We start from the raw sequence: 25000 nt of genomic DNA, 5'->3' as shown, positions 1-25000 counted from the left end.
ATGATTCTAGTCTTTACATTTGCGTATCAATATGATTGGGTAATCCTCATTTACCTTTCAATTATTTACTAAATAACATAGCATATGAAAAAAGCAACTACTCACAAGAATCTGATGTTTCTTCTACTTTGTTTGTTCGGTAGTTTTCAAATCAGTTGGGCTGCATCGACTGCAGATAAATCGGAAATGCGATTGGATAGCATTATCCAATATAATAATAACATCGGGACGAATGTTAAATACCTGAAGACAGAGTACGCTCGTGATTTACAGCAGAATGTTACTCTAAAAATGGTTTATTCATGGAAAACAGCTAGCGACGGCATTACTACATTTTGGATGTATAGTCAAAAAGAGGATATGACGTATGATGACCGAAATCGTTTGGAAACCCGGCAGAACTACTCATGGAACTCAAATAGTGGAACATGGGACAGTAGTACAAGAAAAAATGAGCATTTCTTCTATAATAAGGATAACGGACGCATAGATTCCGTGTTTTATTATAGATGGGATGGCTATGAATGGCTGGATAATTATGAGAAAGAAGTTTATTCGTATTCCGATGATGGATTAAAATCTACTGCCGTGTGGTATAAGGACTTGGGTTATAATAATCCGAATTGGCCAACAGCATGGCAACCGGGTGAGAAACGTGAATTTGTTTATGACGAAAACCATCACTTGCTATCTCTGACTTTCTTTTATTGGGGTGGATATTATCCGAATGGAGATTGGGCTCCTTCAGATAAAGATGAATACACATACAATGAACATGGAGATGTTTTAACTTACTCAAAATATATGCCTACGTCTGACGGAGGATGGATAGAAAGTAGCGGTTACAAGTTGAAACATGAATACATATATGACGATAAAGGAAATATTATATCGGATATGACTTATCGTATGGAATCCGATAAATGGAATTTAGACACGCATTATACTTACGAATACTATTACAGTGAGATACCTGTTAATGTGAAAGATGTACCGTATAGCGAATCATTTGATACTGACGCTGCTATAAAAAATGATTATACCGTATGGAAAGCTAATACTACGGAAGTGGTAACTTGGCAATGGGAAAGTGCTTCTCAGGATGTAAAATGTACGCAGACGGAAGCCAATGATTATTTATTTACTCCGGCACTTTATTTACCGACAACACACCGCTATCTGCTGACTTTTAAAGCATGCTGTGAAAAAGCCGATGCTTTGGGTAAATTGAAAGTAGTTGCATGCAACGCACTGAAACCTAACATGTCAATTTCTACTTTGGTGGATACGAATATCACAAATACAGAAAACCAAACCTATACCGCTAAGCTGGTTGTCCCATTACAAACCACCTATTATATCGGTTTCTGTGCCTACACATCAGATGGATCTGCTATTTATCTGGATGATGTTAAAATGGAGCCGGAAAAACTAATCGATGTTCCTGTGGCTATTGATTATCTGATCGGATCACCGGCTGCCGGAGGTGTAAACCAAGTGACACTCCAATTCTACATACCGAACTCCAATCTAAGCGGACTGAGAATTAACGGTGTTGATGGATATGTGATTATGCGTGATGACATGGTAGAACCTATTTATAAAGTTGATAAGTTCCAGATTCGGGACGAAATGGTTACATGGGTGGACAATAATGCTAAAGAAGGAGAAAACACTTATAGCATATATACTTATAATGAATATGGGAATAGCGATGAGGCTACGATAACGATTGTTACAGGAACTGACTATCCGGGAAGGGTAAATAACCTAAAAGCAGAAGAACCTGAATTAGGCGTTTGCCGATTAACTTGGGAAGCCCCGACAGGAGGTGCAGCCGGTGGTAGTTTTACTCAGGAAGGTCTTACTTACAATATTTATCGCTATGAAGGAGTTCAGGATGAATTGATAGCAACAGGAATTACCGAATTGACCTACACGGACGATGGAATGGAAGTTGCCGACAGACAAGTACCTGTACAATATGCCGTTTCTGCCGTAAATGAGGCCGGAGAAGGTTTGCTTGCATCGACAGATGTTATCTTGCTTGGCAATCCGTATCCTATGCCTTTCAATGAATCATTTACCAATTGTGAATTTGAAAATTATCTATGGACTACAATCGGTATAAAAGGAGCGAGTTCATGGGCATTCGCAAGTACCGGAATAAATCCGGATGTAAATCCTCAGGATAATGACGGCGGTATGATGGTATTTACCAGCGTTCAATTCTTACCGGGTAATATGTCACGACTTACTTCGCCTAAAATAGATATCAGCAAGGGAGAAAAACCTGTACTTAGCTTCTGGATGGCACATTCTACTAATACAAATATAACAGCGATAGGAGACGATGCTTTAGTTGTCAAAGTCTCTGCAAACAACGGAGTTTATGAACGTATGGATTCTATTCTTGTCAAGTCTGATAAAGATGGCTGGATAGAACATACTCTTTCACTGGACGCTTATAAAGGCTGTGAAAATATTCGTTTAGGTTTTGTCGGAGTAGCAGGAAGAACAAATAACATCTATATAGACAATGTATCTGTCACAGATAAGGCCGAATCTTCTATATCAGCAACAGATGGCGGGCAAATCCGCATTTATAGCGATAATGGTTTCGTTATTGTTGAAGGAGCGAATGATGAGGCGGTAACTATTTGCACAGTGGACGGTAAAACGGTTTATTCTTCCAAGCAACTGAACGGAAACAGGATTCCGTTGCAAAAAGGCTTCTATTTAGTATCGGTCGGGAGCCGGAAAGCCGCCAAGGTCACAGTTAAATAGGAGTAAGTTTTCCGAGAGTTACATCTCACCTTTCTGAGTCGTACGTTTCACCGTTGTGAGTCGTACGACTCATCGTTTTGAGACGTACGTCTCAGAAAAATGGGTTATACGTCTCAGAAAAATGAAAGAAAGTCAGGCTAATTACACCCCGGCTCAAGCGGGGGAACTAAGATGCTTTCTACACATTTTCATTTAGTTTTAATGCTGTCTCTTAAAACTAACAAGCTTTCCGGCCCCATGTTGAATAGTAAATCGATAATGCTTAGATTGGGCAGAAAGCCATGTCTGGTTTCAAATACCTGATAATAAGGCTTGGGAGAGAATTCAACATCCAATGAATCATCTTTCTTGGGATGGATCATTTCACGAAAATCAACTTCATTTGTCTGAAACTCCTGTCTGTATTCTTCCGTCCTTTGTATGCAAGGTGTTATATCTATCAGCTTACAGACTGTTTCGCAGAGCTTCTCGTTGAAATCAAACAAGAATTCATATTTCTTCTCATAAAACGGTCGGAAATCATCTTGGTAATAGTCGAAGTACGGACTGGTCTTATAGGCTGATTCAATAGCCGTCCAATGCAGGTGTCGCCATTTGCCGTGGTCGGAGATACGCACGTCTTTCATCGGGCATTTTAAGGAATCCGTCCTCTCTGTAGGGATTGTCAATGCAAGGGGACCATCCGCCGAAGCAATAATACAACGATTGCGATAGGTCTGTTTTATATAATTGTCATGCTGCTCTACGTATATCTGCGGATAAGCATAAAGTTTTGTGTAATATTGCACAGGTGCAAGATAAGCAGAACTTAAATAAACTGATTCATTCATTATTTTACAGTATGAAAGAAACGATTCCATCGGAATCCGTCAAATATTTCCGCTTCCGGGTCTTTGGAGAACCAGATAAAAGAAGCTTTGCCGATAATATGGTCTTCCGGCACAAACCCGAACCGACGCGAATCGTTCATGTTTATAGAGTTATTGGATACCATCCAGTAGTAGTCTTTGGTGAAAAGATAAGAAAAAGCCTTGTGCCCATCTACAAATAATGTATCACCACGTACTTCAGCGTTTCTGCCTTCATGTTGCATGATGGCATTGCGCAGTAACTTCACGTTCCATGGATAGACACGCACACTACTGCCTTTCTTTGGTATGACAAACGGATGGATATTATTATTGTCTTTCGCTTGTAAAGAACAGAACACGACAGAATTGCCCAGCTCTTGTTTTAAAAGGTATATTTCATAGTGGCTGAAGCTACGGATGAAACCGTCCTCATTGAAACCTATCAACTCATTATTATCAATTCCCAACCGTTTAATTACCTTCAACAGCGTATCTTCCTTTTCTTTCGGATAAGAGTATAAAGACTTATAATCGGGACTGAGTACAGCTTGGGAAGTTACGGTAAGCTGATCGGTGAGCATAAGTGTATCTCCGGGCACACCGACACAGCGGCTAATGAATACTTCCCGCCTATCAACTGCTGTTTGCGGATTCACAGGACGAGGGTTGTTGAAAACTACAATATCACCTTCCCGGACCTCTCCATTGCCCCACCGGTGATAGGAGAACAACGACATGAACGGTGTTCGCAGGCCATAACTCCATTTGTTGACAATAATCCGGTCTCCCTGATACAATGAGTTCTCCATACCGGAGAAAGGTATTGTACAGGAAGTAAAAGCAAAAGTCTTTACCAACAGTACGATAATAATGGCAATGGCTAATGCTTTTATCCAGAAATAGAGTCCTTTGTTCATGAAAGGGGAATATTCCTATTTAATGTTGTCTACCATCTTGAAGATACGGTTCCAACGGATTTTTCCATCCAACCATCCTCTATCCTTGTCAAGTGATAACCATACGACGATAGGCTTTCCTACTACGTGGTCTTCCGGTACGAATCCCCAGTAACGGGAGTCAGCCGAGTTGTGACGGTTGTCGCCCATCATCCAGTAATAATCCATTTTGAACGTATAGGTATTGGTTTTCTCCCCATTGATGTAAATGCCATCATCCTTTACAACTAAATCGTTCCCCTCATACACACGGATAGGACGGTCATAGATAGGCAGGTTATCTTCTGTCAGCGTGATAGACTCACCCTTTTTCGGAATCCATATCGGGCCATAGTTGTTGCGGTCCCACTTCGTGTACAGGTTTTGCGGATAAAGTCCGCTTTCACCATACTCCGGTTGCATTTCGATATTTGCTATCAGGTCTTTACGTCCCAGTAACGCGTCATGTGCAGCTTTTGTCAAAGGCATCAGGTACATGGTTCCTTCCTGATTATGCTGGCGGGTGTCATCATCACTGATACCCAATTCGCGGAATAAATCCTGCGGAATAGGACGTCCTGTTGTTTCAATGATATAGTTGAACTGTACGTTCTCCGGTTGCTTTTGTGCTACGCCATTCAAATACACTACACAGTCTTTGATCTGAAGCGTATCTCCGGGAAGTCCTACACAACGCTTGACGTAATTTTCCCGACGGTCTACAGGACGTGTCATCACTTTGCCGTAGATTTGCGGGTTGTCAAGTATCTGTTTGCGTCCGGCATTATAGTAAAGGTCATAAACCACCTCCTGCTGTTTACGGCTAAGACTGTCCATGTTTACCCGGTTCGGATACATTTGCTGTCCGATGCCATAGCTCAACGAGTAGAAATCCACAGCTTGATAATCCGGTGCAGTGGCAACCGTGTCACCTGCCGGAAAGTTGAATACTACAATATCATTCAGCTTTACGTCTCCGAATCCTTTTACACGTTTATACTCCCATTGTGGCCATTCGATGTAAGATTTGGTATTCAGAATAGGCAATGTATGTTGTGCCAACGGCATAGATAGCGGGGTATTCGGCACGCGAGGTCCGTAACTCATCTTGCTGACAAACAGGAAATCGCCCACCAATAGGGACTTCTCCAAAGAAGAAGAAGGTATCTGATAGTTCTGGAAGAAATAGATATTCACAAAATAGACGGCTACCAAAGCAAAGACAATGGCATCCACCCAGCTCATAATACTGCGTACAGTCTTGTTCTTTGACTCTTTCCAGAAGTACCAAGGTATCTTTTTGGATATATAAGCATCGAAAATAAAGGGTACTACGATCAGTCCCCACCAACTCTTCACCCAAAGCAGGAAGAGAAGATAAAGGATGGTAACAATGCCGAAACTAATCCATTGTTTGCGTGTCGCTTGTCTCATAGGTAAATGGTATTTAGTTAGAATTTGAATAAATCGTTCATACCCAACATACCTTCATGGTCATGGGTATATTCTGCTGCAAGTACAGCGCCGAGCGCAAAGCCTTTCCGGTTCTTGGCATCATGCGTAATCGTGATACTATCTGCCACAGAATCATAACGAATAGAATGAATACCGAAAACTTCACCTTCACGAATGGAATGAATGGGGAGTTCGTCTGCTGTATGTGCTTCCTCTTTCACCCAACGGTCTTTGCGGTCTATATTGTCGAGGATACCTTCGGCAAGGGTGATAGCCGTACCGCTTGGAGCATCGAGTTTATGCACATGGTGCGTCTCGGTCATGGATACATCGTAAGCAGGAAATTGGTTCATGATGTGTGCCAAATACTTGTTTACAGCCGAGAATATGGCTACGCCAAGACTGAAGTTAGAAGCCCAAAAGAGGGTTTTCCCACCTTTCGTGCAGAGTTCGCGGATTTCATCACCATGCTCGCCCATCCATCCGGTACTTCCGGAAACTACCTTTACACCGGCAGCGAATGCTTTCATATAGTTATTATAAGCAGATGCGGGAGAGGTGAACTCGATAGCAACATCTGCCGAACGAAATGCGTCGGAATTAAAATCCTCCTGATTATTCAAGTCTATAATGCTAACGATTTCATGTCCACGGGTAGTAGCTATTTGCTCAATTTCTTTTCCCATCTTGCCATACCCAATCAATGCAATTTTCATAACAGGTTATTTATTGTGTTCAATATCAACGAACAAAGGTACTAAAAATGTAGTAACCTGTCCGTTTGTTTTATATTTTTTATGGAATACGCTCCCCTATCGTCTTCTTAGAAACGTTTAATCAAGAAGCTCGGATTAACACGGAGATACAGTCCTGCGGCAAAACTCATCGCATTGCCTTCCCGGTACCATCCGTTTGTGGCAGAGTGAGCATCGACAGCAAGATTATTCAAGACGTCGGCATGAATACCCCATGAAAAGCCTTTGGCTAATGATTGTGAATACTCTACACTTGCGGTCACCAGCTTAGGCTTGTTGTAGGTGAGTCCCTTTTCGAAAGTGGAAACTGTTCCGAAAAGCGGGTTGCCGAATACGGTAATGAAGTCTTTGCACTGCCAGTAACCGGCGTGTACTTGAAAACGCCATATATCAGCCGTTGCTTTCGCATAAACGCCGTATCCTTTGTCAAAGGGGAGCATTTCACCTTTCTGCTGACCGAAATAGGCGGCAGTGGTTTCCAGATTGAGCTTTGTGAATACACGGTTACGCAAATGAATATCCAGTCCTACCCCGGCAGCTGCATTCAACCATGTCTTTACGCTACGGGATTCGGCATCCGGGTTGATCTCTCCGCCACGATGTTGAAAAAGCATTTGTACGGGGAAGTAGACATGGGTACGGGCAGCAGGATTGTTTGCCTTGAAACGCGTGGATAATCCGAAGGTAAACGATTCCTGATGATCGTCGTCCTGGAAGATGAAGCTCTCCCAGTTTACCCACATATCGAAATCCATCGGACGAGTCTTCCAAAGTAATTGTATGCCCGCTTCGGGATCTCCTGTCAGTCCCATTTCTTTATTATATAGGGGGTCTATCAGGTTATGATTGTTTTTACCGTAGAGTGTTCCCAAAATGATATCGAATGTATTGGATAAAGCCAGTTGTACACGGAATACAGGCAGGCAATGGAAACCCGTCTGTGTCTGTCCGCCTTTCCATTCGGCAATATCGCTGTAGTTCAGGTTCGGGTATTTGTTGGCTCCCCAATAACGAAGCAGGTATACGCCTGCCTCCACTCTCAGATTACGGAGGGGTTGGTAACCGAAAGTCGGCTGTATCCAAAGCCCCGGAAGGGTATAGCCTTTCGTCAGTCTTCCATCATATTCGTTGTCACGGATGAAGTTAACGTTGTCGAGACTAAAGGTAAGTTCTCCTTTACCGCTGCGGTCTATGGCATAGTCTTCATGAAACAGGAGAGAATCCATCTGGGCGTATGTCTGTGTAGCAGGTATGAAAGTGAACACGCACATGCCTATCAGTAATTTGTGTAGAAATGACATTTTCATATATAATAAGATATATTTGTGCAAATGTAGTTAAAAATGGGAATAACTACTTACCTTTGACACAAAAAGATGGAGCAGTTACTGCATTATGTGTGGAAGCACAAGATATTTCCCTTGAAAGAGTTAAAGACAACGACCGGACTTCCGGTTGAGATTATAGATACAGGGCTGGCGAATACCGATGCCGGTCCTGATTTCTTTAACGCCAAGATAAAGATAAACGGCACGCTATGGGTGGGCAATGTGGAAATACATACCCATGCATCAGACTGGTACAAGCACGGACACGATCGTGATAAAGCATACGACTCGGTCATTCTGCATATTGCCGAGGAAGTGGATGCGAACGTTTGCCGTGCGGATGGCGAACCGATACCGCAAATGCAGCTTAGCTGTCCGGATTCCGTTTGCAATAACTTTAATGAGCTTCAACGGGCAGACAGGTATCCGGTTTGCCGGGATATAATCAAGAGCCTGCCAAAGCTGACCATCCATTCGTGGATGTCTGCACTCCAGACTGAACGCTTCCGGCAAAAGGCGGAACAGGTGGAGAAACGCTTAGAAAGGTGCGATGGTAATTGGGAGGATGCTTTCTTTGTGACGCTTGCCCGCAACTTCGGTTTCGGTCTGAACGGAGACGCATTCGAGATGTGGGCGGAGATGCTGTCACTCCGTGCCGTAGACAAATATCGGGATAACTTGTTCCAGATAGAAGCCTTCTTCTTCGGACAGGCGGGATTGCTGGAAGAGGAGATAGACGATGCGTATTATCATCGGCTGCAAAAGGAGTTTACTTATCTGCAACACGTATTCGACCTCCGGGTGACAGATGCCTCCCGATGGCGTTTCCTGCGTCTTCGCCCGGGTAACTTCCCGCATGTACGGATTGCCCAACTTGCGTTCCTTTATTATCAGGAACGGGGGTTACTGTCACGAGTAATGGAGGCAGAGAGCGTGAAACAGGTAAAAGCCATCCTCCGTTCCCGTGTATCGGAGTATTGGGAGACGCACTATCACTTTTACCACATTTCACCCTGCCGGGCTAAGTCCCTGAGTGATTCCTCGCTCAACCTGATCATCATCAATACAGTCGTAACATTCCTGTACGCCTACGGACGTTTCAAAGGTGACGAACGGTTGTGTGAACGGGCTACCGATTTCCTTGAGGAATTGAAAGCGGAAAACAATTATATCATACGTATGTGGAGTGAAGCAGGCTTGAAGATAGACAGTGCTGCCGATTCGCAAGCCTTGATACAATTGAAGAAGGAATATTGCGACCTCAAAAAATGCCTCCATTGCCGGATAGGATATGAATATCTGAAGAAAGGTCATGCTTAGCATTCGCGTGCGGTAACGCACCCGTATAACCGTGCGGTGATGCCCGCGCCTGTGCGTGCGGATGCGCCCGCACATAGCCGGGCGGTGGTGCCCGCACAGGCGCGGGCGGTAGTGCACGTGCATAAGGGTGCGGGTATCCTATATTATTTATAAAATACCTCCGTCCGCTTATTTGTTATTTCATCGGAATATCTATATTTGCACCCAGTTTACAAGCCATATTATTAAACTCTTACCCGTATGAAAAAGAGTCTGTTTGCTCTCTCCCTGTTTCTGCTTATGCAAGCAGTAAACCTATCGGCAGTAATGGCTCAGGATGAGCCTGATGCAAGTTTCGATGCTTTCCTGAAGAAGTTTACTTCCAGTGCCGAATTCCAGTATTCCCGTGTGAAGTTTCCTGTTGCCACGCCTATCTTCCTGATTACGGCAAACGGGGATGAACAGGAAGTTCCCTTTACACAAGAAGAATGGCCTTTATTGGGAGATAAGGAGCTGAAAGAGTTTCGGCAAGAGACGCAGGATGGCGTTTACTTTCGTCACTTCACTGTCAGGGACAAAGACCATGTGGAGTTTGAAGCCGGACTGGAAGAATCCGAACTCGATCTGAGCGTCATATTCGACCTGATAGACGGTAAGTGGTACGTCACCGATTGCTTCAACGGCATCTACGGCGGCATCCCGGTAGATGATTTTGATGCTACGGTTTACGAAGTGCAGCAGAAGAACGAACAGTTCATCAAGAAGCACCCTTAAAAGCCTCGTGCACGGCAGCGCAACCTGTCCCCCATGCTTTTAATAAGATGCAACAGGGCGTCATGAAAGCTATTTAACCGGAAGTCAAGTTAATTAGCAACGAAGCCTGTCAATATACATACCGAAAAACGCCCAAGGGAGCGTTGGCTAACGCTCAAGGGGGCGTCACCCAACGCCTAAGGGAGCGATAGCTTACATCTACTGGAGCGTTAGCCAACGCTCCCTTGAGCGATTTACAAACCCATCAATAGATAATAAAAATACGGTCGATTGTCAACAAACTCCCATCGTTTGTGAACAATCGACCGTATTTTTCACTATAACAATTCCCTCCTAAACTGTTTTATTCCGTCTTGCCCGTAAATAAGAACGTCGTCCATAGATAGTTACTACTACGAAACAGATGAGTGGCAGGATGAACGACAGGTTCACTGCCGGCATACCGGCAATCTCTTTCAGGTCGATAATGCTTGCCTGAAGCGGCGGCAGAATAGACCCTCCTAATATTGCCATGATAAGCCCCGCTGCTCCGAACTTGGCATCATCACCCAAACCTTCCAGTGCAATACCGTATATAGTGGGGAACATAAGCGACATACAGGCGGAGATACCTACAAGGCAATACATACCTAAAATATTAGTAAAACAGATTGTGCCGACGGTAAACAACCCTGCGGCGATGGCAAGAATCATCAGTAGTTTGCCCGGATTGAGGTACTTCAACAGGAAGGTACATACGAAACGGCTGATACAAAAGATAATCATCGCTACGATATTGTATTGCTGCGAAAGCACTTCGGCTGCCTTTTCTTCCATACCTGTCGACATGAAATAACGCGTACCGTACTGAATGATGAATGTCCAGCACATAATCTGTGCGCCTACATAGAAGAACTGTGCAATAACACCCTCCCGGTAGTGATGACGGCAGAAAATACGTTTCAATGTCGGTATGAAGTCTATTTTATGACTTTGGTCGCAGTTCTTCGGCATCTTGGTGAATCGTATCAACAGGAACATCGCAAAGATAACGATACCGATAATGATATAGGGGGTAATAAGTACCGTAAGGTCACTCTCCTTTACCGCTTCAAACTGTTGCGCATCAAGTGTGGCACGTTGTGCCGTATCCAGCGGGCTAAGGCGTGCCTGAATAAAGTTCATTGCCACATACATGCCCAACAACGAACCCATCGGGTTGAATGACTGGGCGAGGTTGAGCCGCCGGGTTGCTGTCTCTTCCGTACCCATCGAGAGGATATACGGGTTGGAACTCGTCTCAAGGAACGACAACCCACATGTCAGAATAAAATAGGCAAACAGGAAAGGATAGTATTCTCCTGTCATCTTGGCGGGCAGAAACAGGAATGCACCGAGGGCATAGAGTCCCAGCCCGAGCAAGATACCCGCTTTATAGGAATACTTGCGAATGAACATCGCTGCGGGAAACGCCATAGCGAAGTAACCGCCATAGAATGCCACCTGTACCAATGCACCGTCTGTCACGCTCATACGGAATATCTTGGAGAATGCTTTCACCATCGGGTTGGTAATATCGTTAGCAAAACCCCACAGGGCGAAACAAGAAGTGATGAGGATAAAGGGCAGCACGTAGCTCACACCGTTTTTGTGAAGTATAGATTTACTAGTGTCTTTCATTGGTTGTTCTTATTAATGTTTGGGATAATAGATGATGGGTTCCGCACTGCGGATGGCTATCTGCTTCAGCTCCTGCATGTCACGGATATCTCCTTTGGCAAGTGCCTGCATCAGGATATTACCGATAGCGGTTGCTTCTACGGGTCCTGCATAGACGGGAATGCCGAGTGCGTCGGCAGTCAATTGGTTGAGCAGAGCGTTTCGTGAGCCTCCACCGATGATATGCAACTGCTTTACCGGAGTGTTCAGGCAACTGTTCATTAATTCTACTGCTTTCTTGTAACGGGCAGCGAGTGATTGTAAAGTGACGCGTACATAATCAGCTTTCGTATGCGGTACACTCATGCCGTGAGTATGGCAATAAAGGGCAATAGCTTCTTCCATACATACCGGATTGAGAAAGTCCGCACTGTCTACGTCAATTACCGAATCTATGCCGGATTGTGCCGCTTGAGGCAGGATTACGTCGAAAGCCACCCCTTCGCCACGTGTTTCCCACTCTGCCATGAGACGTTGCAGTATCCACAACCCGGTGATGTTTTGCAGAAAACGTATCTTTCCGCCCACTCCGCCTTCATTGGTGAATCCGGCTAAACGGGCTTCTTCGGTGAGAATAGGCTCGTCGGTCTCAATGCCAAACAAAGACCATGTACCCGAACTGAGGAAAGCCTTGGCAGATTCGGAAGAGGGTACGGCAGCCACTGCGCTTGCCGTGTCATGCGAGCCTACGGCGATAACCTCCACTTCATCGTCAAGTCCCGTTTCCTGTGCCACTTCGGGTAATAACTTACCGCGTACCGTACCGGGCATCACTAGCTTGCCGAACAAGTGTTCGGGCAATCCAATCTGACGGATAAGCTCCCAATCCCAATCACGGCGGCGGGCATCAAGCAATTCTGAAGTAGAGGCAATACTATACTCATTATTAAATACTCCGGTAAGGTAGAAGCTGAACAAGTCCGGCATAAAGAGTAAACGGTTTGCCGTACATAAACGTACATCGTCAGCCAGTTTCATACTGTAAAGCTGGAACAGGGTATTGATTGACATCACCTGAATACCGGTAGATACATAGTGTTTGCTACGATCGATTTGACGAAACAGTTTCTCAGGCATACCGTCAGTGCGTGTATCACGGTAGCAGACAGGATTACCGAGCAAATTGCCGTCCTTATCAATCAGACCGAAATCCACTCCCCAGGTATCAATTCCTATGCTTTTTATGTTGTATGCTTTATTGGCGGCAGCCTTGCGCAGACCGTCCTTCATATCTGCAAAGAGCGAGAGGAAGTCCCAGTAAACATGATTGCCGAGCCGTACTTGACGGTTGGTAAAGCGGTGCACCTCTTCCAGGTGCAGTCTGCCGCTTTCCAATGTTCCCGCCATAACGCGACCGCTTCCTCCACCGAAGTCGGCTGCTAAATATGTGTTTCCCATGTGGTTGTTACTAATAGTTGCAGGCAAATATAAGACTTATTTCGTCTTCTTGCCTAATACATATACTTCTAAATCTTCTATCTCGGCAGGAGTAAGCACAGAATAATCTCCTCCGCTTTCCACGATGATACGGCAAGCCATTTCAAAGAAAGTGGCACGTTCATATACTTGATCGAAATCCTTACCGCAAACGACTTGTCCATGATTGGTAAGCAACACGGAGTTATGTTCTTGCATAGCCTCAACCACAGCCTTGGCTAATTCCGGAGAACCGGGACGATAGTAAGGGATAACGGGTATCTCGCTGCCTACGTGGCAAGGTATTTCGGCAGTCACGTTGAAATTGGCAGGCTTGTTTTTCATGCAAGCGATTGCCGTGGCATATTCCGATTGGAAGTGCAATACCACATTCACATCGGGACGGCTACGAAGAATACCCAAATGGAAGGTACTTTCCATAGATGGTTTCACGCCGTTCTGTGGCTGTCCGGTAGCAATATTGCAGATGGATACTTTCTCCCTTTGGAGATTAGGAACCCACGAACCGGTACCGGATACTAAGGCTTCTTCTCCGATACGCCAAGAGAGGTTACCACTGCTGCATAACATTAATTTGGCATCGCCATAGCGGTGTGCTTGTGCGATGAATAGTTCTATTTGTTCGTTAGTGATCATTACTGATTGAGTTTTGTTATTAGGTTGTTTATATGTTAGGTGATCTACTAGGGTCGGAGTGTATTATCCGTCTCCTTCCACAGTCTATGTTCTAGTTAGAACAAACATTTATTCTAATTAAAATAATCTTTCATTCTAACTAGCACAAAAAATTATTCTAACTAGAATATTAACTACATCCCTACTTGTATATGGGACCGTAAGTGGCGCAGGCACGGTAATCGGCACCTTCCTTGTCCATGCCGAATGCATTCCAAGCGGCAGGGCGGAATATCTTGTCGTCCTCTACGTTGTGCATGCAAACCGGGATGCGCAGGATAGAAGCCATTGTGATCAAGTCCTGACCGATATGCCCGTAACTGATTGCTCCATGGTTGGCTCCCCAGTTGTTCATTACCGAATATACATCTTTGAATGCCGGTTTATCGTTGAGGCGGGGCACAAACCAAGTGGTAGGCCAAGTACGGTCGGTACGTTCATCCAACAGTTTATGTATTTCAGGGTCAATCTCAACCGTCCATCCTTCTGCTATCTGGAGCACCGGGCCTAAGCCCTTAATCAAGTTAAGGCGCATCATAGTGACAGGCATACCCCCTTTGCTAAGGAAGTTAGATGAAAAACCCCCTCCACGGAAATAATCACGGTTGGCAGGATACCAAGTGGTAGCTTCGAGGCAATCTTCCACTTCTTTCTCACTTATTTCCCAATAAGGCTTCATCACCGGTTCGCCATTTTGAGTCTGGCAACCCGTTCCGTCCAATGTCGTAGCACCGGAGTTGATAAGGTGGATAATACCGTTAGCAGCCATGCCGGTAAGTTTCTTTCCGGTAACGCGCTCCACAGCTTCCGGACTCCAATAAGTACGTACATCCGAGAAGATCTGTGCACGGTTGGTTAACAGGTGCCCGAACAACATTGCCACACCGTTGCAGGCATCATTCTCCGTAGCTACTACGTAAGCCTCACGGATACCGTTCCAGTCGAAAGAGGTATTCAGCAATGCTTCGGAATAATCACCGTTCGGATAGAAGTCCGTCCATTGGCGTTGACCTTGGAATCCGGCTGCAATAGCGTTATGCCCCAAAGCTTCTTCCTTGAATCCCATTTCACGCAGTTTCGGATTGCCTTGCATCAAGTCGCGCATGATGATGGTCATCTTTACAATAAACTCCCAGTCTTCATCTTTCTGTGCACGGGTCTTAGTCTTTTCAGGCAGGTTGAAGTCTTTACCTTCGTTCTTCTTACAATATTTCTCCGTCCACGCCATGGCTTTCGCATATTCTTCTTTGTCGTAGATACCTTCTGTCATACGACGGATGATTTCGGTCAGATCGACAGACTCATTACGCATGCCCAGATATTCCTGGAAGAAGTCAGGGTTGACGATAGAACCGGCAATACCCATAGACACACTGCCCATAGACAGATAAGATTTACCGCGCATGGTAGCAACTGCTTGAGCTGCACGTGCAAAACGAAGAATCTTTTCCGCAACATCTGCAGGAATGGTATTGTCATTCAAGTCCTGAACATCATGCCCGTAGATGCCAAAAGCAGGTAAACCTTTCTGTGCATGGCCAGCCAATACGGCAGCCAAATAAACAGCTCCCGGACGTTCTGTACCATTAAATCCCCAAACAGCTTTCGGATAATACGGATTCATATCCATTGTTTCAGCACCATAGCACCAGCAGGAAGTTACAGTTATTGTAGAACCTACACCTTCACGCTCAAACTTTTCGGCACAAGCAGCACTTTCCGCTACGCGTCCGATTGTTCCGTCGGCAATCACACATTCAACTGGTGAACCGTCACCATTCTTTAGATTAGAACTGATTAATTGGGCAACTGCCTTTGCCAATGCCATTGTTTTGTCTTCAAGACTTTCACGAACACCGCCTTGACGACCATCAATGGTAGGGCGGATTCCGATTTTAGGATACTTCTTCATAATACGTTTGTTTTAAAATACTATATCTATAATATTGTTTTGTGACTGATGAACTCCATGCTGAACTGTGCTGATATATGGATATAAAAAATACTATAATGAATTTCTTAAACGAATTTCAGTCGATAGATATTCTTGTACCGTCTTTCCCGATAATACAAATTCGGCAGCACGCCTCCCCATCAATTCCCAATTGATACTTAATGCTGTGATACCTTCATCAATTACTTCATAAGAAGGTATATCATTATATGCCAGTAAGCCAAAATCTTTACCACACTTCAACTCTTGTGCACGACCCTGTTTAATAACAGCTACCACGTCTTGCTGCTTGATAACGATAAATACATCTCCATTTTCAATAGGAGTATTCATGTCCTCTCTGATCTCACAAAGAAAGTGATTGTCCTTGCAAAACTTATTGAAATAATCTTTAGTACTTTGAGGATGGTTGGATTCTTTTCGGAATACCATTATTATTCGTCTATATTTGAATAACTGTTCTTTCAGTTGCGTCAGTGCATTGTAGAATGATTGGTCAAAATCCTGGCACAAATATGAATAACCCTCTTTATCGAACTTGCCAAAATCCAGCAGTAATAATTTGGATGGATCGATACGTGAAAGACTTTTGCTAAGCTTTTCATTATGGAAGTTCATTACTATATACTTATTATATCTTCCTACGGATTCACGAATAATCGTATTAAAAAGACGCTCACTATACTGATGAAATAATAAATCTACCTTATAATTAATAGAAAGCCTTTTAATGAAACTATTATAAAGCGCATCTTTGAAAGGAGTATATTCATCCAGCAATAATAAAACATTGGTAAGCTTATTTGTTACATAATACCCTTTTCCCGGAGTAGAATCGATAAGTCCACGTTCACGAAGATCAAGAAAAGCCTTAAATACAGTGTCCCGTGAAACAGCATATTTAGCGCTCAACTGGTTGATGGATGGTAAAGAATCTCCTGTCTTATAGACGTTCATTGAGATTGCCTGTCCCAGAGTATCGGCTAATTGCTTGACTTTAGTAGTTTGTTGTCCAAACGTAATTTTCATACTCCTTTTGTCGCTTGCTATAAGTTAATTTACTATGCTGAACTGTTCTGATGCAAAGGAAAGGAATATATTTGGAATATAGATAATTACATGATATGTTTGAGAACATATTTTTATAAAGAAATGATGGATAAATCATAATAGTTTGTTTTCGTTGGTAACAAGTAGGTTATTCGAATATATTTATATCTTTGTAGCATTAAATATAAAAGAAAATACTATGAATGATTTGCAGAATATTGTGAGCCATTTCTCCATCGACGGAACTCTTTCTGATATAAAACCTTTAGGAACCGGACTTATTAATGATTCTTACCAGGTAACAACAATTGAAAAAGATAAGCCCGATTATGTGTTACAACGTATAAATCATACCATTTTTCAGAATGTGGATATGTTGCAGGAAAATATAGAAACTGTAACTTCACATATAAGGAATAAATTGGAAGAAAGGAAAGAAGAGGATATCGATCGTAAAGTCTTAAAATTTATTCCGGCAAAAAACGGTAAGCATTATTACTTTGATTCAAGCAATTATTGGCGTATTATGATCTTTATTCCTCATGCGAAAACCTATGAAACCGTTAATCCGGAGTATTCTTATTATGCCGGCGTAGCTTTTGGAGGTTTTCAATCAATGTTAGCAGATATACCTGTTCAGTTAGGTGAAACAATTCCTAATTTTCATAACATGGAATTTCGCCTTCATCAACTGCATGAAGCTACTGAAGTAAATATGACAGGACGTTTGTCGGAGGTACAGTTCTATATAAATGAAATAGAAAAACGAACAGATGAAATGTGTAAGGCAGAACGTTTTTATCGAGAAGGGAAATTACCTAAGCGCGTGTGTCATTGTGATACGAAAGTAAATAATATGATGTTTGATGAGGACGGTAAGGTACTTTGTGTAATTGATTTGGATACTGTAATGCCCAGTTTCATCTTTTCAGATTATGGAGATTTTCTTCGTACTGCAGCTAATACAGGAAATGAAGACGATAAAGATCTAGGTAAAGTTAATTTCAACATGGATATATTCAAAGCTTTCACAAAAGGCTATTTAGAATCGGCCAAATCATTTCTTACCCAAATTGAAATAGAGAATTTACCCTATGCTGCTATGCTATTTCCATACATGCAATGTGTACGCTTTCTTACCGATTACTTGAATGGAGATACTTATTATAAAATTGAATATCCCGAACATAATTTAGTGAGAACAAAAGCGCAATTTAAATTATTACAAAGTGTTGAAGCTCATGTAACGGAAATGGAAGAATATATTAAGGATTGCTTATAATACTGATACTTATGAAAACAATCACCATAAAAAAAATATCGTTGAAAGATATAAATGCTGAAAAGGTTCCGGCTTTGATGGATGAGAAAAAGATTCAATTCCATGCTATTGATCAAATAAATTGGGAGTCTTATCCTTATTGCCCGAAAGCATTGTTTCGAATTGCTTACACACAAGAGGCGATTTTGATAAATTACCGGATAGAAGAAAAGAGTGTTCGTGCAAAATATGAAAAAGATAATGATGCTGTATGGACAGATTCTTGTGCTGAGTTTTTTGTTATTCCCGCTAATGACGGAATTTATTATAATATCGAATCTAATTGCATCGGTACAGTGTTAGTGGGAGTAGGAAAAGAACGTCATAATCGCGAACGTGCCCCACAAGATGTTTTAGACAAGATTCAGCGTTGGGCTAGTCTCGGAAATAAATCCTTTGACGAACGTATAGAGGACTCTACTTGGGAATTATCTTTGATTATACCTTATTCTGTATTCTATAAACATCAGCTTAAATCGTTTGATAGTAAAACAATCAATGCAAATTTCTATAAATGTGGGGATGAACTTCAAACTCCTCACTTTATCTCTTGGAATAGAATTGAAGCTCCTAAACCTGATTTTCATCGTCCGGAATCTTTTGGGGAATTAGTATTCTGCCAGTAATATCTTAGTATTCGATAAGAGAAAAAAACGTAAAGAAAACAAACTTGAGAAAGAATTTGTTGCTATATCTATAGAAAGACGTATTTTTGCAGTATGTTATATAGCAAACCTAATAGAATGAAACAAACGATTTTCAGCATTTTGGCTTTTGCTTTGTTGTTTGTTGTGTTTTCCTGCGCTAATATTGGGCGTCCGGATGGGGGACCTTATGATGAACTTCCTCCTAAATTTGTGAAAAGTTCTCCCGCCCCCAGTGCTTTAAACAACTCTAAAAAGAAAATTTCCATAGAATTTGATGAGTTTATAAAACTGGAAAACGCTTCAGAAAAAGTTGTGGTCTCACCTCCCCAAATACAAATGCCGGATATAAAAGCAAGTGGAAAAAAAGTCCTGGTGAATTTACTGGATAGCTTGAAGCCGGATATGACTTATACAATAGATTTCTCAGATGCGATTGTAGATAATAATGAAGGCAACCCGTTAGGTGATTATACTTTTACTTTTTCTACGGGAGCAGTAATTGATACAATGGAAGTTTCGGGCACGGTGCTTGATGCTTCCAATTTAGAACCGATTAAAGGTATTCTTGTCGGTCTACACCATAATATTGAAGATTCTGCATTTGTGAAAATACCGTTTGATCGTGTTGCCCGTACAGATAGCCGCGGACATTTCACAGTGAGGGGTATTGCACCTGGTTCTTATCGAATATATGCTTTACAGGATGCGAATCAGAATTTCATGTTTGATCAAAAAAGTGAAATGTTGGCTTTTACCGATTCACTTATTGTTCCACATTATGAGTTTCGAATGCGCGAAGATACAATATGGAAAGATACATTAACCATTGACACCATCATCCAACGAGAATATACACATTTTCTGCCGGACCATATTATTTTACGGGCTTTTAAGGAAGATGCAACTGCACAATATCTGGTAAAGTACGAACGACTAATACCTCAAAAATTCACGTTCTATTTTTCAGCTCCCGTAGATACATTACCTGTTATAAAAGGATTGAACTTTAATTCAGATAATGCGTTTCTTATAGAAAAAAGTCTGAAAAACGATACGCTCAGCTATTGGATAAAAGATTCTCTCATCTATAAAAAAGACACATTGGATATGGAAGTCCGGTATCTTTATACGGATACATTGGGACAATTGGTTCCTACTACCGATACAATTTATGTAGCGACGAAAAAAGTATTTACTCCTGAAAAGAAAAAGAAGAAAAAGAAGGATGACGAACCGGAACCTACTGTCTTTTTGAAAGTTAATGTTTCTGCACCATCTTCTTTCGATGTATACAAAAATATAGAATTAGAATTTGAAGAACCTATTATTTGGTATGACAGTACGGCTATACATTTGAAGCAAAAAATAGATACGCTTTGGACGGATGTACCTTTTGCCTTTGAGAAAGACAGCATTCATCTAAGAAAATATAAGCTTCGCGCTTATTGGGAACCGGAAACCGAGTTTAATTTTACCGTAGATTCAACCGCATTTCATGGTATGTATGGTTTATTTACAGATAAGATTGAACAGAAATTGAAAGTGCGGGCATTATCAGAATATGGCACCTTATTCTGGAATATCACAGGGTTGGATACGCTTGCTGCTGTTGTTGAACTGTTAGATGCACAGGATAAAGTAATACAAAGTAGTCCTGTAGAAGACGGTAAAGCAGACTTTTATTATTTAAATCCGGGTAAATATTATGTCCGTTTGTTTATTGATTCAAATAAGAATGGTGTATGGGATACAGGGTTATATGCCGATAAACTTCAACCGGAAATGGTTTATTACTATCCTGCTCCGATAGAATTGAAGGCCTATTTTGAAGTAACACAAGATTGGAATATTAATCTCACACCGCCAGATAAACAAAAACCGGATGAGATAAAAAAGCAGAAACCAGATGAAAGAAAAAAAACAAATCATGACAGGGATCGTAACCGTTAAAAATAAACATCTTCTGTACTTTCTATTGGTTATATATCTGTTTGGAGGTACAAGTGGCAATTTATATGCTCAATGTCAAGCAAAAAATGAAGCATTTAATTCGGGAGAAGTCCTAGCTTATGATTTATATTTTAATTGGAAATTCATTTGGCTGAAAGCAGGTACTGCAAGAATGACAACATCTGCAGTGAATTTCCAGTCCAAACCATCTTTTAGCACACATCTATTGGCAATTAGCAGTAAACGCATAGATAAGTTCTTTCGAATGCGCGATACTTTGAATAGTATTTATACGGAAAGATTGGAACCGTTATATTTTCGCAAAGGAGCAGAAGAAGGAAAACATTATACGGTGGATGAGGCTCGTTTTTCCTATCGGGACGGATATTGCTTTATTAATCAGAAAAGGACACATCGGGATGGAAGTGTAGTATTAACAGAAGATGTGAGTGAACATTGTGTTTACGATATGTTGAGTATTCTCGCCCAAGCACGTTCTTTTGATCCGGATAATTATAAAAAAGGAGATCGTATTTATTTTCCAATGGCTACAGGAAGAAAAGTAGAAGAACAAATATTGATTTATAGGGGCAAAGAAAACTTTGAAGCAAACAATGATACAACTTATCGTTGTCTTGTCTTTTCTTTAGTAGAGATGAAAGGGAAAAAGGAGAAAGAAGTAATTACTTTTTATGTGACCGATGATAAAAATCATCTTCCTATACGTTTGGACCTGTTTTTAAATTTCGGTTCAGCAAAAGCATTTTTAAAAACAGCGCACGGTATCCGTCACCCGCAATCTTCTATTGTTACAAAGTAAAGGGTAAATCTGTGTCTTTGCGATATACAGTAGTATCGAAACAAGCTATTAATTCTCCGTTTTGATTTGTAACTTCAACTTGATAATATCCCGTTCTTTTATGGATATACTTTTCTTTAGCCTCTGCAGTTAAAACATCTCCGGGTTTGCTGATGCGGAAGAAATGAATACTTGAATTTAAAGACAATGAAAGTTTATCATGTGAATTCGCAGCCGCTGCCAATGCCAAATCTGCCAATGTAAAAATAGCCCCTCCCTGTGTTGTATTCCCTGCGTTCAAATGGCGGAAGTCAACTGTCATTTCCGTTTTTCCGTAACCGGGTCTTACTTCTTTTAATACAACTCCCGTTTCTTTGGCAAAGCGGTCATTTTCAAAAAAATCTTTAGCTGTCATATCCTTAAAAATAAGCTGTCATTTCCAATAAAATATTGAAAATGACAGCAATTCCATTTATTTATTCAGTTTCCACGAAAAACCATCCTTGGTATCCTTAATCTCAAAACCAAGCGCTGTCAATTCATTGCGGATCATATCGGAAGTAGCCCAATCCTTATTGGCTTTTGCTTTCATTCGCTGTTCAAGTAGCATATCCACAACTTTACCATATGCGGTTTCTCTACTATCCGAGGAACTTTTCTCTTCTTTTAACCCAAGAATATCATACGTAAATAGATAATATGTTGATTTCAAGTCCTCTAAATCTTCTTCACTAATAGTTGCATTTCCAGCAATAATATTATTTATGATTTTAGCTCCGTCAAACAATAACGATATCACAATAGGAGAATTTAAATCATCATTCATTGCTTCATAACACTTCTCACGCAGGTCTTTTATATTGACTGTCGAATTTGAAGAAGGAGTTATTCTATTTAGATTCTCAACAGCTTCCATTAAGCGTTGCAAACCTTTTTCTGATGCCTGTAATGCTTCATTACTAAAGTCTACTGTGCTGCGATAATGTGCCTGAAGTATGAAGAAACGGATTGTCATAGGACTATAAGCCTGTGTTAATAATGGATGCGTACCATTAAAGAACTCATCCAAGGTGATGAAGTTGCCTAATGATTTTCCCATTTTAGTTCCGTTTATAGTAATCATATTATTGTGCATCCAATAATGCACCATATCATCTCCCTGTGAAGCCACGGATTGTGCAATCTCACATTCATGATGCGGGAAGATCAAATCCATACCTCCTCCGTGTATATCAAAATGCTCACCAAGATACTTTTTACCCATAGCCGTACATTCACAATGCCATCCGGGAAAGCCGTTACTCCATGGAGAAGGCCAACGCATGATATGTTCCGGCTGTGCACATTTCCATAATGCAAAATCAGCAGGGTTATGCTTTTCACTTTGTCCGTCCAACTCGCGTGTTGTATTAAGCACATCATCCAGATTGCGTCCAGAGAGTTTTCCGTAATGATGGTCTTTATTATATTTTTCAACATCGAAATATACAGACCCTTCACTTACATAAGCATATCCGTTATCGAGAATCTCCTTTACTAATTCTATCTGCTCGATAATATGTCCGGATGCATGAGGCTCAATACTTGGTGGAAGAACATTTAATGCTTCCATTGCTTTGTGATAGCGATTTAGATAATATTGCACTACTTCCATTGGCTCTAACTGCTCCAAACGTGCTTTTTTCGCAATTTTATCTTCACCTTCATCTGCATCATGTTCCAAATGCCCTACATCTGTGATATTACGCACATAACGCACCTTATAACCTAAATGGGTAAGGTAACGGAACAATAAATCGAATGTAATAGCCGGACGCGCATGTCCCAAATGCGCATCACCATAAACCGTAGGACCACACACATACATACCTACATGGGGCTCATGTAAAGGTATAAACAGTTCTTTCTTTCTATCTAAAGTATTGTAAATTGTCAGTTTATGTTCCATGATTTTTGAAATTTTGAGCCACAAAGTTACAACAAAAAAATTATTGGGAAGTCTTTTATATTCCTTTTTTAATTATTATAGATATGCTTTATGAGAATTCAATTTACGATACTCTTCATAATAGGAGAACACATCCTGTTCCTGTCGGTTGTATAGAATTCAAATTTCGAAAGATTATAGGCTCTTATTTTTGGCCTCTGTATGAGTGTTTGTTATCTTTGCCTCAGATAAAAATAAAAAAATGAATAAACCGGAGGTCTTATTAGGTATGAGTGGTGGCACGGATAGTTCTGTGGCGGCCATACTATTGCAAGATGCCGGTTATAAAGTAACAGGGGTTACTTTTCGCTTCTACGAATTAAACAACTCTACTGAATATTTGGATGATGCAAGAGAGCTGGCCTCCCGTTTAGGTATAGAACACCTAACCTTTGATGCTCGTGATATATTCAAGAAAGAAATCATAGATTATTTTATTAAAGAATACCTCTCAGGTAACACGCCTGTACCTTGTACTTTATGTAATAACCGATTAAAATGGCCTTTGCTAGCTCGTCTGGCGGATGAACGAGGAATCCCTAACATCGCGACAGGACATTATGTACGCAAACAAATGATAGGCCCTTATCATTATATTACTTGCGGGAAGGATGAGGAGAAAGACCAATCTTTCTTCTTATGGGGGTTACCACAAAATATACTGTCTCGTATTTTATTACCAATGGGAGATTTGACTAAATCAGAGGTTCGCAGTATCGCTACAAAAAGAGGATTTTATAAGACCGCTACCAAGAAAGATAGTATTGGCGTATGCTTCTGTCCGATGGATTACCGTAGTTTTCTGAAACGGGAACTCCCGAAAGAATTTATCCAAAAGGGTGATTTCCTCGATGAAAACGGTACTTTTTTAGGCAAACATGAAGGGTATCCTTTCTATACAATAGGGCAGCGTCGTGGCTTGGGGATTCATTTGAATAAAGCTGTTTTTGTAAAAGACATATTACCAGAAACTAATCAGGTGGTATTGGGAAGCCTTGAATCATTAAATAAAAAGAAAATGCTACTTAAAGATTGGAACTTAATAAATCCATCAAGTATCCTGGAGCAAGAAGATGTAATAGTTAAAATACGGTATAGGAAACAAGAAAATCGTTGTAAGGTTACGTTGAGAGAAGATGGCCTATTACATGTATTTCTTTTTGAACCATTGTCCGCCATTGCTTGTGGGCAGGCTGCCGCTTTTTATCGAAATAATGTATTGTTAGGCGGGGGCATTATTTGTGGAGCAGAGAACTAAATGAATATCGGTATACAGTAGATTGATTATGAAAATACGG

General features: G+C 41.5%; 20 protein-coding genes. 8 read left to right on the top strand and 12 right to left on the bottom strand.

Annotated elements, in window-relative coordinates:
- Nucleotides 1-84: 84 nt before the first annotated feature.
- Entirely contained in the window at nt 85-2787 is a 2703-nt protein-coding gene (locus tag DXB63_RS01475) for a DUF6383 domain-containing protein (RefSeq protein WP_122124589.1), read from the top strand.
- A gap of 188 nt (nt 2788-2975) precedes the next feature.
- Here DXB63_RS01475 and DXB63_RS01470 read toward each other — a convergent pair whose 3' ends face one another.
- From DXB63_RS01470 to DXB63_RS01450, 5 genes are all read right to left on the bottom strand, one after another.
- Nucleotides 2976-3617, bottom strand: coding sequence for a WbqC family protein (locus tag DXB63_RS01470; protein WP_122124588.1), 642 nt, complete (start codon nt 3615-3617; stop codon nt 2976-2978).
- Nucleotides 3617-4555 carry a signal peptidase I gene (lepB, locus tag DXB63_RS01465; protein WP_122124587.1) on the bottom strand — a complete coding sequence of 313 codons (939 nt, stop codon included), beginning with the start codon at nt 4553-4555 and terminating at the stop codon, nt 3617-3619. Before lepB (DXB63_RS01465) ends, DXB63_RS01470 begins: the two co-directional genes overlap by 1 nt.
- A gap of 15 nt (nt 4556-4570) precedes the next feature.
- The gene (lepB, locus tag DXB63_RS01460) at nt 4571-6007 is read right to left on the bottom strand and encodes a signal peptidase I (protein WP_122124586.1); all 1437 of its coding nucleotides are present in this window, start codon (nt 6005-6007) and stop codon (nt 4571-4573) included.
- A gap of 17 nt (nt 6008-6024) precedes the next feature.
- Nucleotides 6025-6744 carry a 4-hydroxy-tetrahydrodipicolinate reductase gene (gene dapB / locus DXB63_RS01455; protein ID WP_122124585.1) on the bottom strand — a complete coding sequence of 240 codons (720 nt, stop codon included), beginning with the start codon at nt 6742-6744 and terminating at the stop codon, nt 6025-6027.
- Between the two features lie 107 nt (nt 6745-6851).
- The gene (locus DXB63_RS01450; RefSeq protein WP_122124584.1) at nt 6852-8090 is read right to left on the bottom strand and encodes a hypothetical protein; all 1239 of its coding nucleotides are present in this window, start codon (nt 8088-8090) and stop codon (nt 6852-6854) included.
- A 69-nt stretch (nt 8091-8159) separates the two neighbouring features.
- Here DXB63_RS01450 and DXB63_RS01445 point away from each other — a divergent pair, with 69 nt between their 5' ends.
- Nucleotides 8160-9431, top strand: a complete 1272-nt coding sequence (locus tag DXB63_RS01445; protein ID WP_122124583.1) for a DUF2851 family protein — start codon at nt 8160-8162, stop codon at nt 9429-9431.
- A 240-nt stretch (nt 9432-9671) separates the two neighbouring features.
- Nucleotides 9672-10184: a DUF4348 domain-containing protein gene (locus tag DXB63_RS01440; RefSeq protein ID WP_122124582.1), complete on the top strand. Its 513-nt coding sequence runs from the start codon at nt 9672-9674 to the stop codon at nt 10182-10184.
- Nucleotides 10185-10517: 333 nt separating this feature from the next.
- Here DXB63_RS01440 and fucP read toward each other — a convergent pair whose 3' ends face one another.
- From fucP to DXB63_RS01415, 5 genes are all read right to left on the bottom strand, one after another.
- Nucleotides 10518-11843 carry an L-fucose:H+ symporter permease gene (gene fucP / locus DXB63_RS01435; protein ID WP_122124581.1) on the bottom strand — a complete coding sequence of 442 codons (1326 nt, stop codon included), beginning with the start codon at nt 11841-11843 and terminating at the stop codon, nt 10518-10520.
- 12 nt (nt 11844-11855) lie between these two features.
- Nucleotides 11856-13280 (bottom strand): rhamnulokinase family protein, encoded by a 1425-nt coding sequence (locus tag DXB63_RS01430; RefSeq protein WP_122124580.1) that lies wholly within the window; start codon nt 13278-13280, stop codon nt 11856-11858.
- Between the two features lie 36 nt (nt 13281-13316).
- A complete protein-coding gene (locus DXB63_RS01425; protein ID WP_122124579.1) occupies nt 13317-13955 on the bottom strand; it encodes a class II aldolase/adducin family protein in 639 nt (212 codons plus the stop codon).
- Nucleotides 13956-14136: 181 nt separating this feature from the next.
- Nucleotides 14137-15906 carry an L-fucose isomerase gene (gene fucI / locus DXB63_RS01420; protein ID WP_122124578.1) on the bottom strand — a complete coding sequence of 590 codons (1770 nt, stop codon included), beginning with the start codon at nt 15904-15906 and terminating at the stop codon, nt 14137-14139.
- A gap of 93 nt (nt 15907-15999) precedes the next feature.
- A complete protein-coding gene (locus DXB63_RS01415; protein WP_122124577.1) occupies nt 16000-16977 on the bottom strand; it encodes a GntR family transcriptional regulator in 978 nt (325 codons plus the stop codon).
- A gap of 220 nt (nt 16978-17197) precedes the next feature.
- Here DXB63_RS01415 and DXB63_RS01410 point away from each other — a divergent pair, with 220 nt between their 5' ends.
- The 4 genes from DXB63_RS01410 (at nt 17198) to DXB63_RS01395 (ending at nt 21736) form a co-directional block, all read left to right on the top strand.
- Nucleotides 17198-18280 (top strand): phosphotransferase enzyme family protein, encoded by a 1083-nt coding sequence (locus DXB63_RS01410; protein WP_122124576.1) that lies wholly within the window; start codon nt 17198-17200, stop codon nt 18278-18280.
- Nucleotides 18281-18291: 11 nt separating this feature from the next.
- Entirely contained in the window at nt 18292-18945 is a 654-nt protein-coding gene (locus DXB63_RS01405; RefSeq protein WP_369869569.1) for a carbohydrate-binding family 9-like protein, read from the top strand.
- Between the two features lie 93 nt (nt 18946-19038).
- Nucleotides 19039-20916 (top strand): Ig-like domain-containing protein, encoded by a 1878-nt coding sequence (locus DXB63_RS01400; protein ID WP_178300952.1) that lies wholly within the window; start codon nt 19039-19041, stop codon nt 20914-20916.
- On the top strand, nt 20873-21736 hold the full coding sequence (locus DXB63_RS01395; protein ID WP_122124574.1) for a DUF3108 domain-containing protein: 864 nt from the start codon (nt 20873-20875) through the stop codon (nt 21734-21736). Before DXB63_RS01400 ends, DXB63_RS01395 begins: the two co-directional genes overlap by 44 nt.
- Here DXB63_RS01395 and DXB63_RS01390 read toward each other — a convergent pair.
- Nucleotides 21726-22130, bottom strand: coding sequence for a hotdog fold thioesterase (locus tag DXB63_RS01390; protein WP_122124573.1), 405 nt, complete (start codon nt 22128-22130; stop codon nt 21726-21728). The two genes, DXB63_RS01395 and DXB63_RS01390, sit on opposite strands and share 11 nt — an antisense overlap.
- 57 nt (nt 22131-22187) lie before the next feature.
- Entirely contained in the window at nt 22188-23663 is a 1476-nt protein-coding gene (gene cysS, locus DXB63_RS01385) for a cysteine--tRNA ligase (RefSeq protein WP_122124572.1), read from the bottom strand.
- A 214-nt stretch (nt 23664-23877) separates the two neighbouring features.
- On the opposite strand from cysS, the gene mnmA reads away from it, so the two are divergent.
- Nucleotides 23878-24960, top strand: coding sequence for a tRNA 2-thiouridine(34) synthase MnmA (mnmA, locus tag DXB63_RS01380; RefSeq protein ID WP_255419983.1), 1083 nt, complete (start codon nt 23878-23880; stop codon nt 24958-24960).
- The last annotated feature ends 40 nt before the right edge of the window (nt 24961-25000 follow it).

It is taken from the genome of Bacteroides sp. OM05-12 (assembly GCF_003438995.1).
Taxonomy (GTDB): Bacteria; Bacteroidota; Bacteroidia; order Bacteroidales; family Bacteroidaceae; genus Bacteroides.
Note: the sequence above shows the minus strand (reverse complement) of the source record. Positions and strands in the feature narration are given on the sequence as shown.

Excerpts from the sequence above, each read along its gene's own strand:
- DXB63_RS01425 (WP_122124579.1), bottom strand. The coding sequence starts at position 13,955 with ATGATCACTAACGAACAAATAGAACTATTCATCGCACAAGCACACCGC.
- DXB63_RS01390 (WP_122124573.1), bottom strand. The coding sequence starts at position 22,130 with ATGACAGCTAAAGATTTTTTTGAAAATGACCGCTTTGCCAAAGAAACG.
- DXB63_RS01410 (WP_122124576.1), top strand. The coding sequence starts at position 17,198 with ATGAATGATTTGCAGAATATTGTGAGCCATTTCTCCATCGACGGAACT.
- lepB (WP_122124586.1), bottom strand. The coding sequence starts at position 6,007 with ATGAGACAAGCGACACGCAAACAATGGATTAGTTTCGGCATTGTTACC.
- DXB63_RS01445 (WP_122124583.1), top strand. The coding sequence starts at position 8,160 with ATGGAGCAGTTACTGCATTATGTGTGGAAGCACAAGATATTTCCCTTG.
- lepB (WP_122124587.1), bottom strand. The coding sequence starts at position 4,555 with ATGAACAAAGGACTCTATTTCTGGATAAAAGCATTAGCCATTGCCATT.
- DXB63_RS01440 (WP_122124582.1), top strand. The coding sequence starts at position 9,672 with ATGAAAAAGAGTCTGTTTGCTCTCTCCCTGTTTCTGCTTATGCAAGCA.
- dapB (WP_122124585.1), bottom strand. The coding sequence starts at position 6,744 with ATGAAAATTGCATTGATTGGGTATGGCAAGATGGGAAAAGAAATTGAG.
- DXB63_RS01405 (WP_369869569.1), top strand. The coding sequence starts at position 18,292 with ATGAAAACAATCACCATAAAAAAAATATCGTTGAAAGATATAAATGCT.
- DXB63_RS01470 (WP_122124588.1), bottom strand. The coding sequence starts at position 3,617 with ATGAATGAATCAGTTTATTTAAGTTCTGCTTATCTTGCACCTGTGCAA.
- DXB63_RS01475 (WP_122124589.1), top strand. The coding sequence starts at position 85 with ATGAAAAAAGCAACTACTCACAAGAATCTGATGTTTCTTCTACTTTGT.
- DXB63_RS01395 (WP_122124574.1), top strand. The coding sequence starts at position 20,873 with ATGAAAGAAAAAAAACAAATCATGACAGGGATCGTAACCGTTAAAAAT.
- DXB63_RS01400 (WP_178300952.1), top strand. The coding sequence starts at position 19,039 with ATGTTATATAGCAAACCTAATAGAATGAAACAAACGATTTTCAGCATT.
- fucP (WP_122124581.1), bottom strand. The coding sequence starts at position 11,843 with ATGAAAGACACTAGTAAATCTATACTTCACAAAAACGGTGTGAGCTAC.
- DXB63_RS01430 (WP_122124580.1), bottom strand. The coding sequence starts at position 13,280 with ATGGGAAACACATATTTAGCAGCCGACTTCGGTGGAGGAAGCGGTCGC.
- fucI (WP_122124578.1), bottom strand. The coding sequence starts at position 15,906 with ATGAAGAAGTATCCTAAAATCGGAATCCGCCCTACCATTGATGGTCGT.
- DXB63_RS01415 (WP_122124577.1), bottom strand. The coding sequence starts at position 16,977 with ATGAAAATTACGTTTGGACAACAAACTACTAAAGTCAAGCAATTAGCC.
- DXB63_RS01450 (WP_122124584.1), bottom strand. The coding sequence starts at position 8,090 with ATGAAAATGTCATTTCTACACAAATTACTGATAGGCATGTGCGTGTTC.
- cysS (WP_122124572.1), bottom strand. The coding sequence starts at position 23,663 with ATGGAACATAAACTGACAATTTACAATACTTTAGATAGAAAGAAAGAA.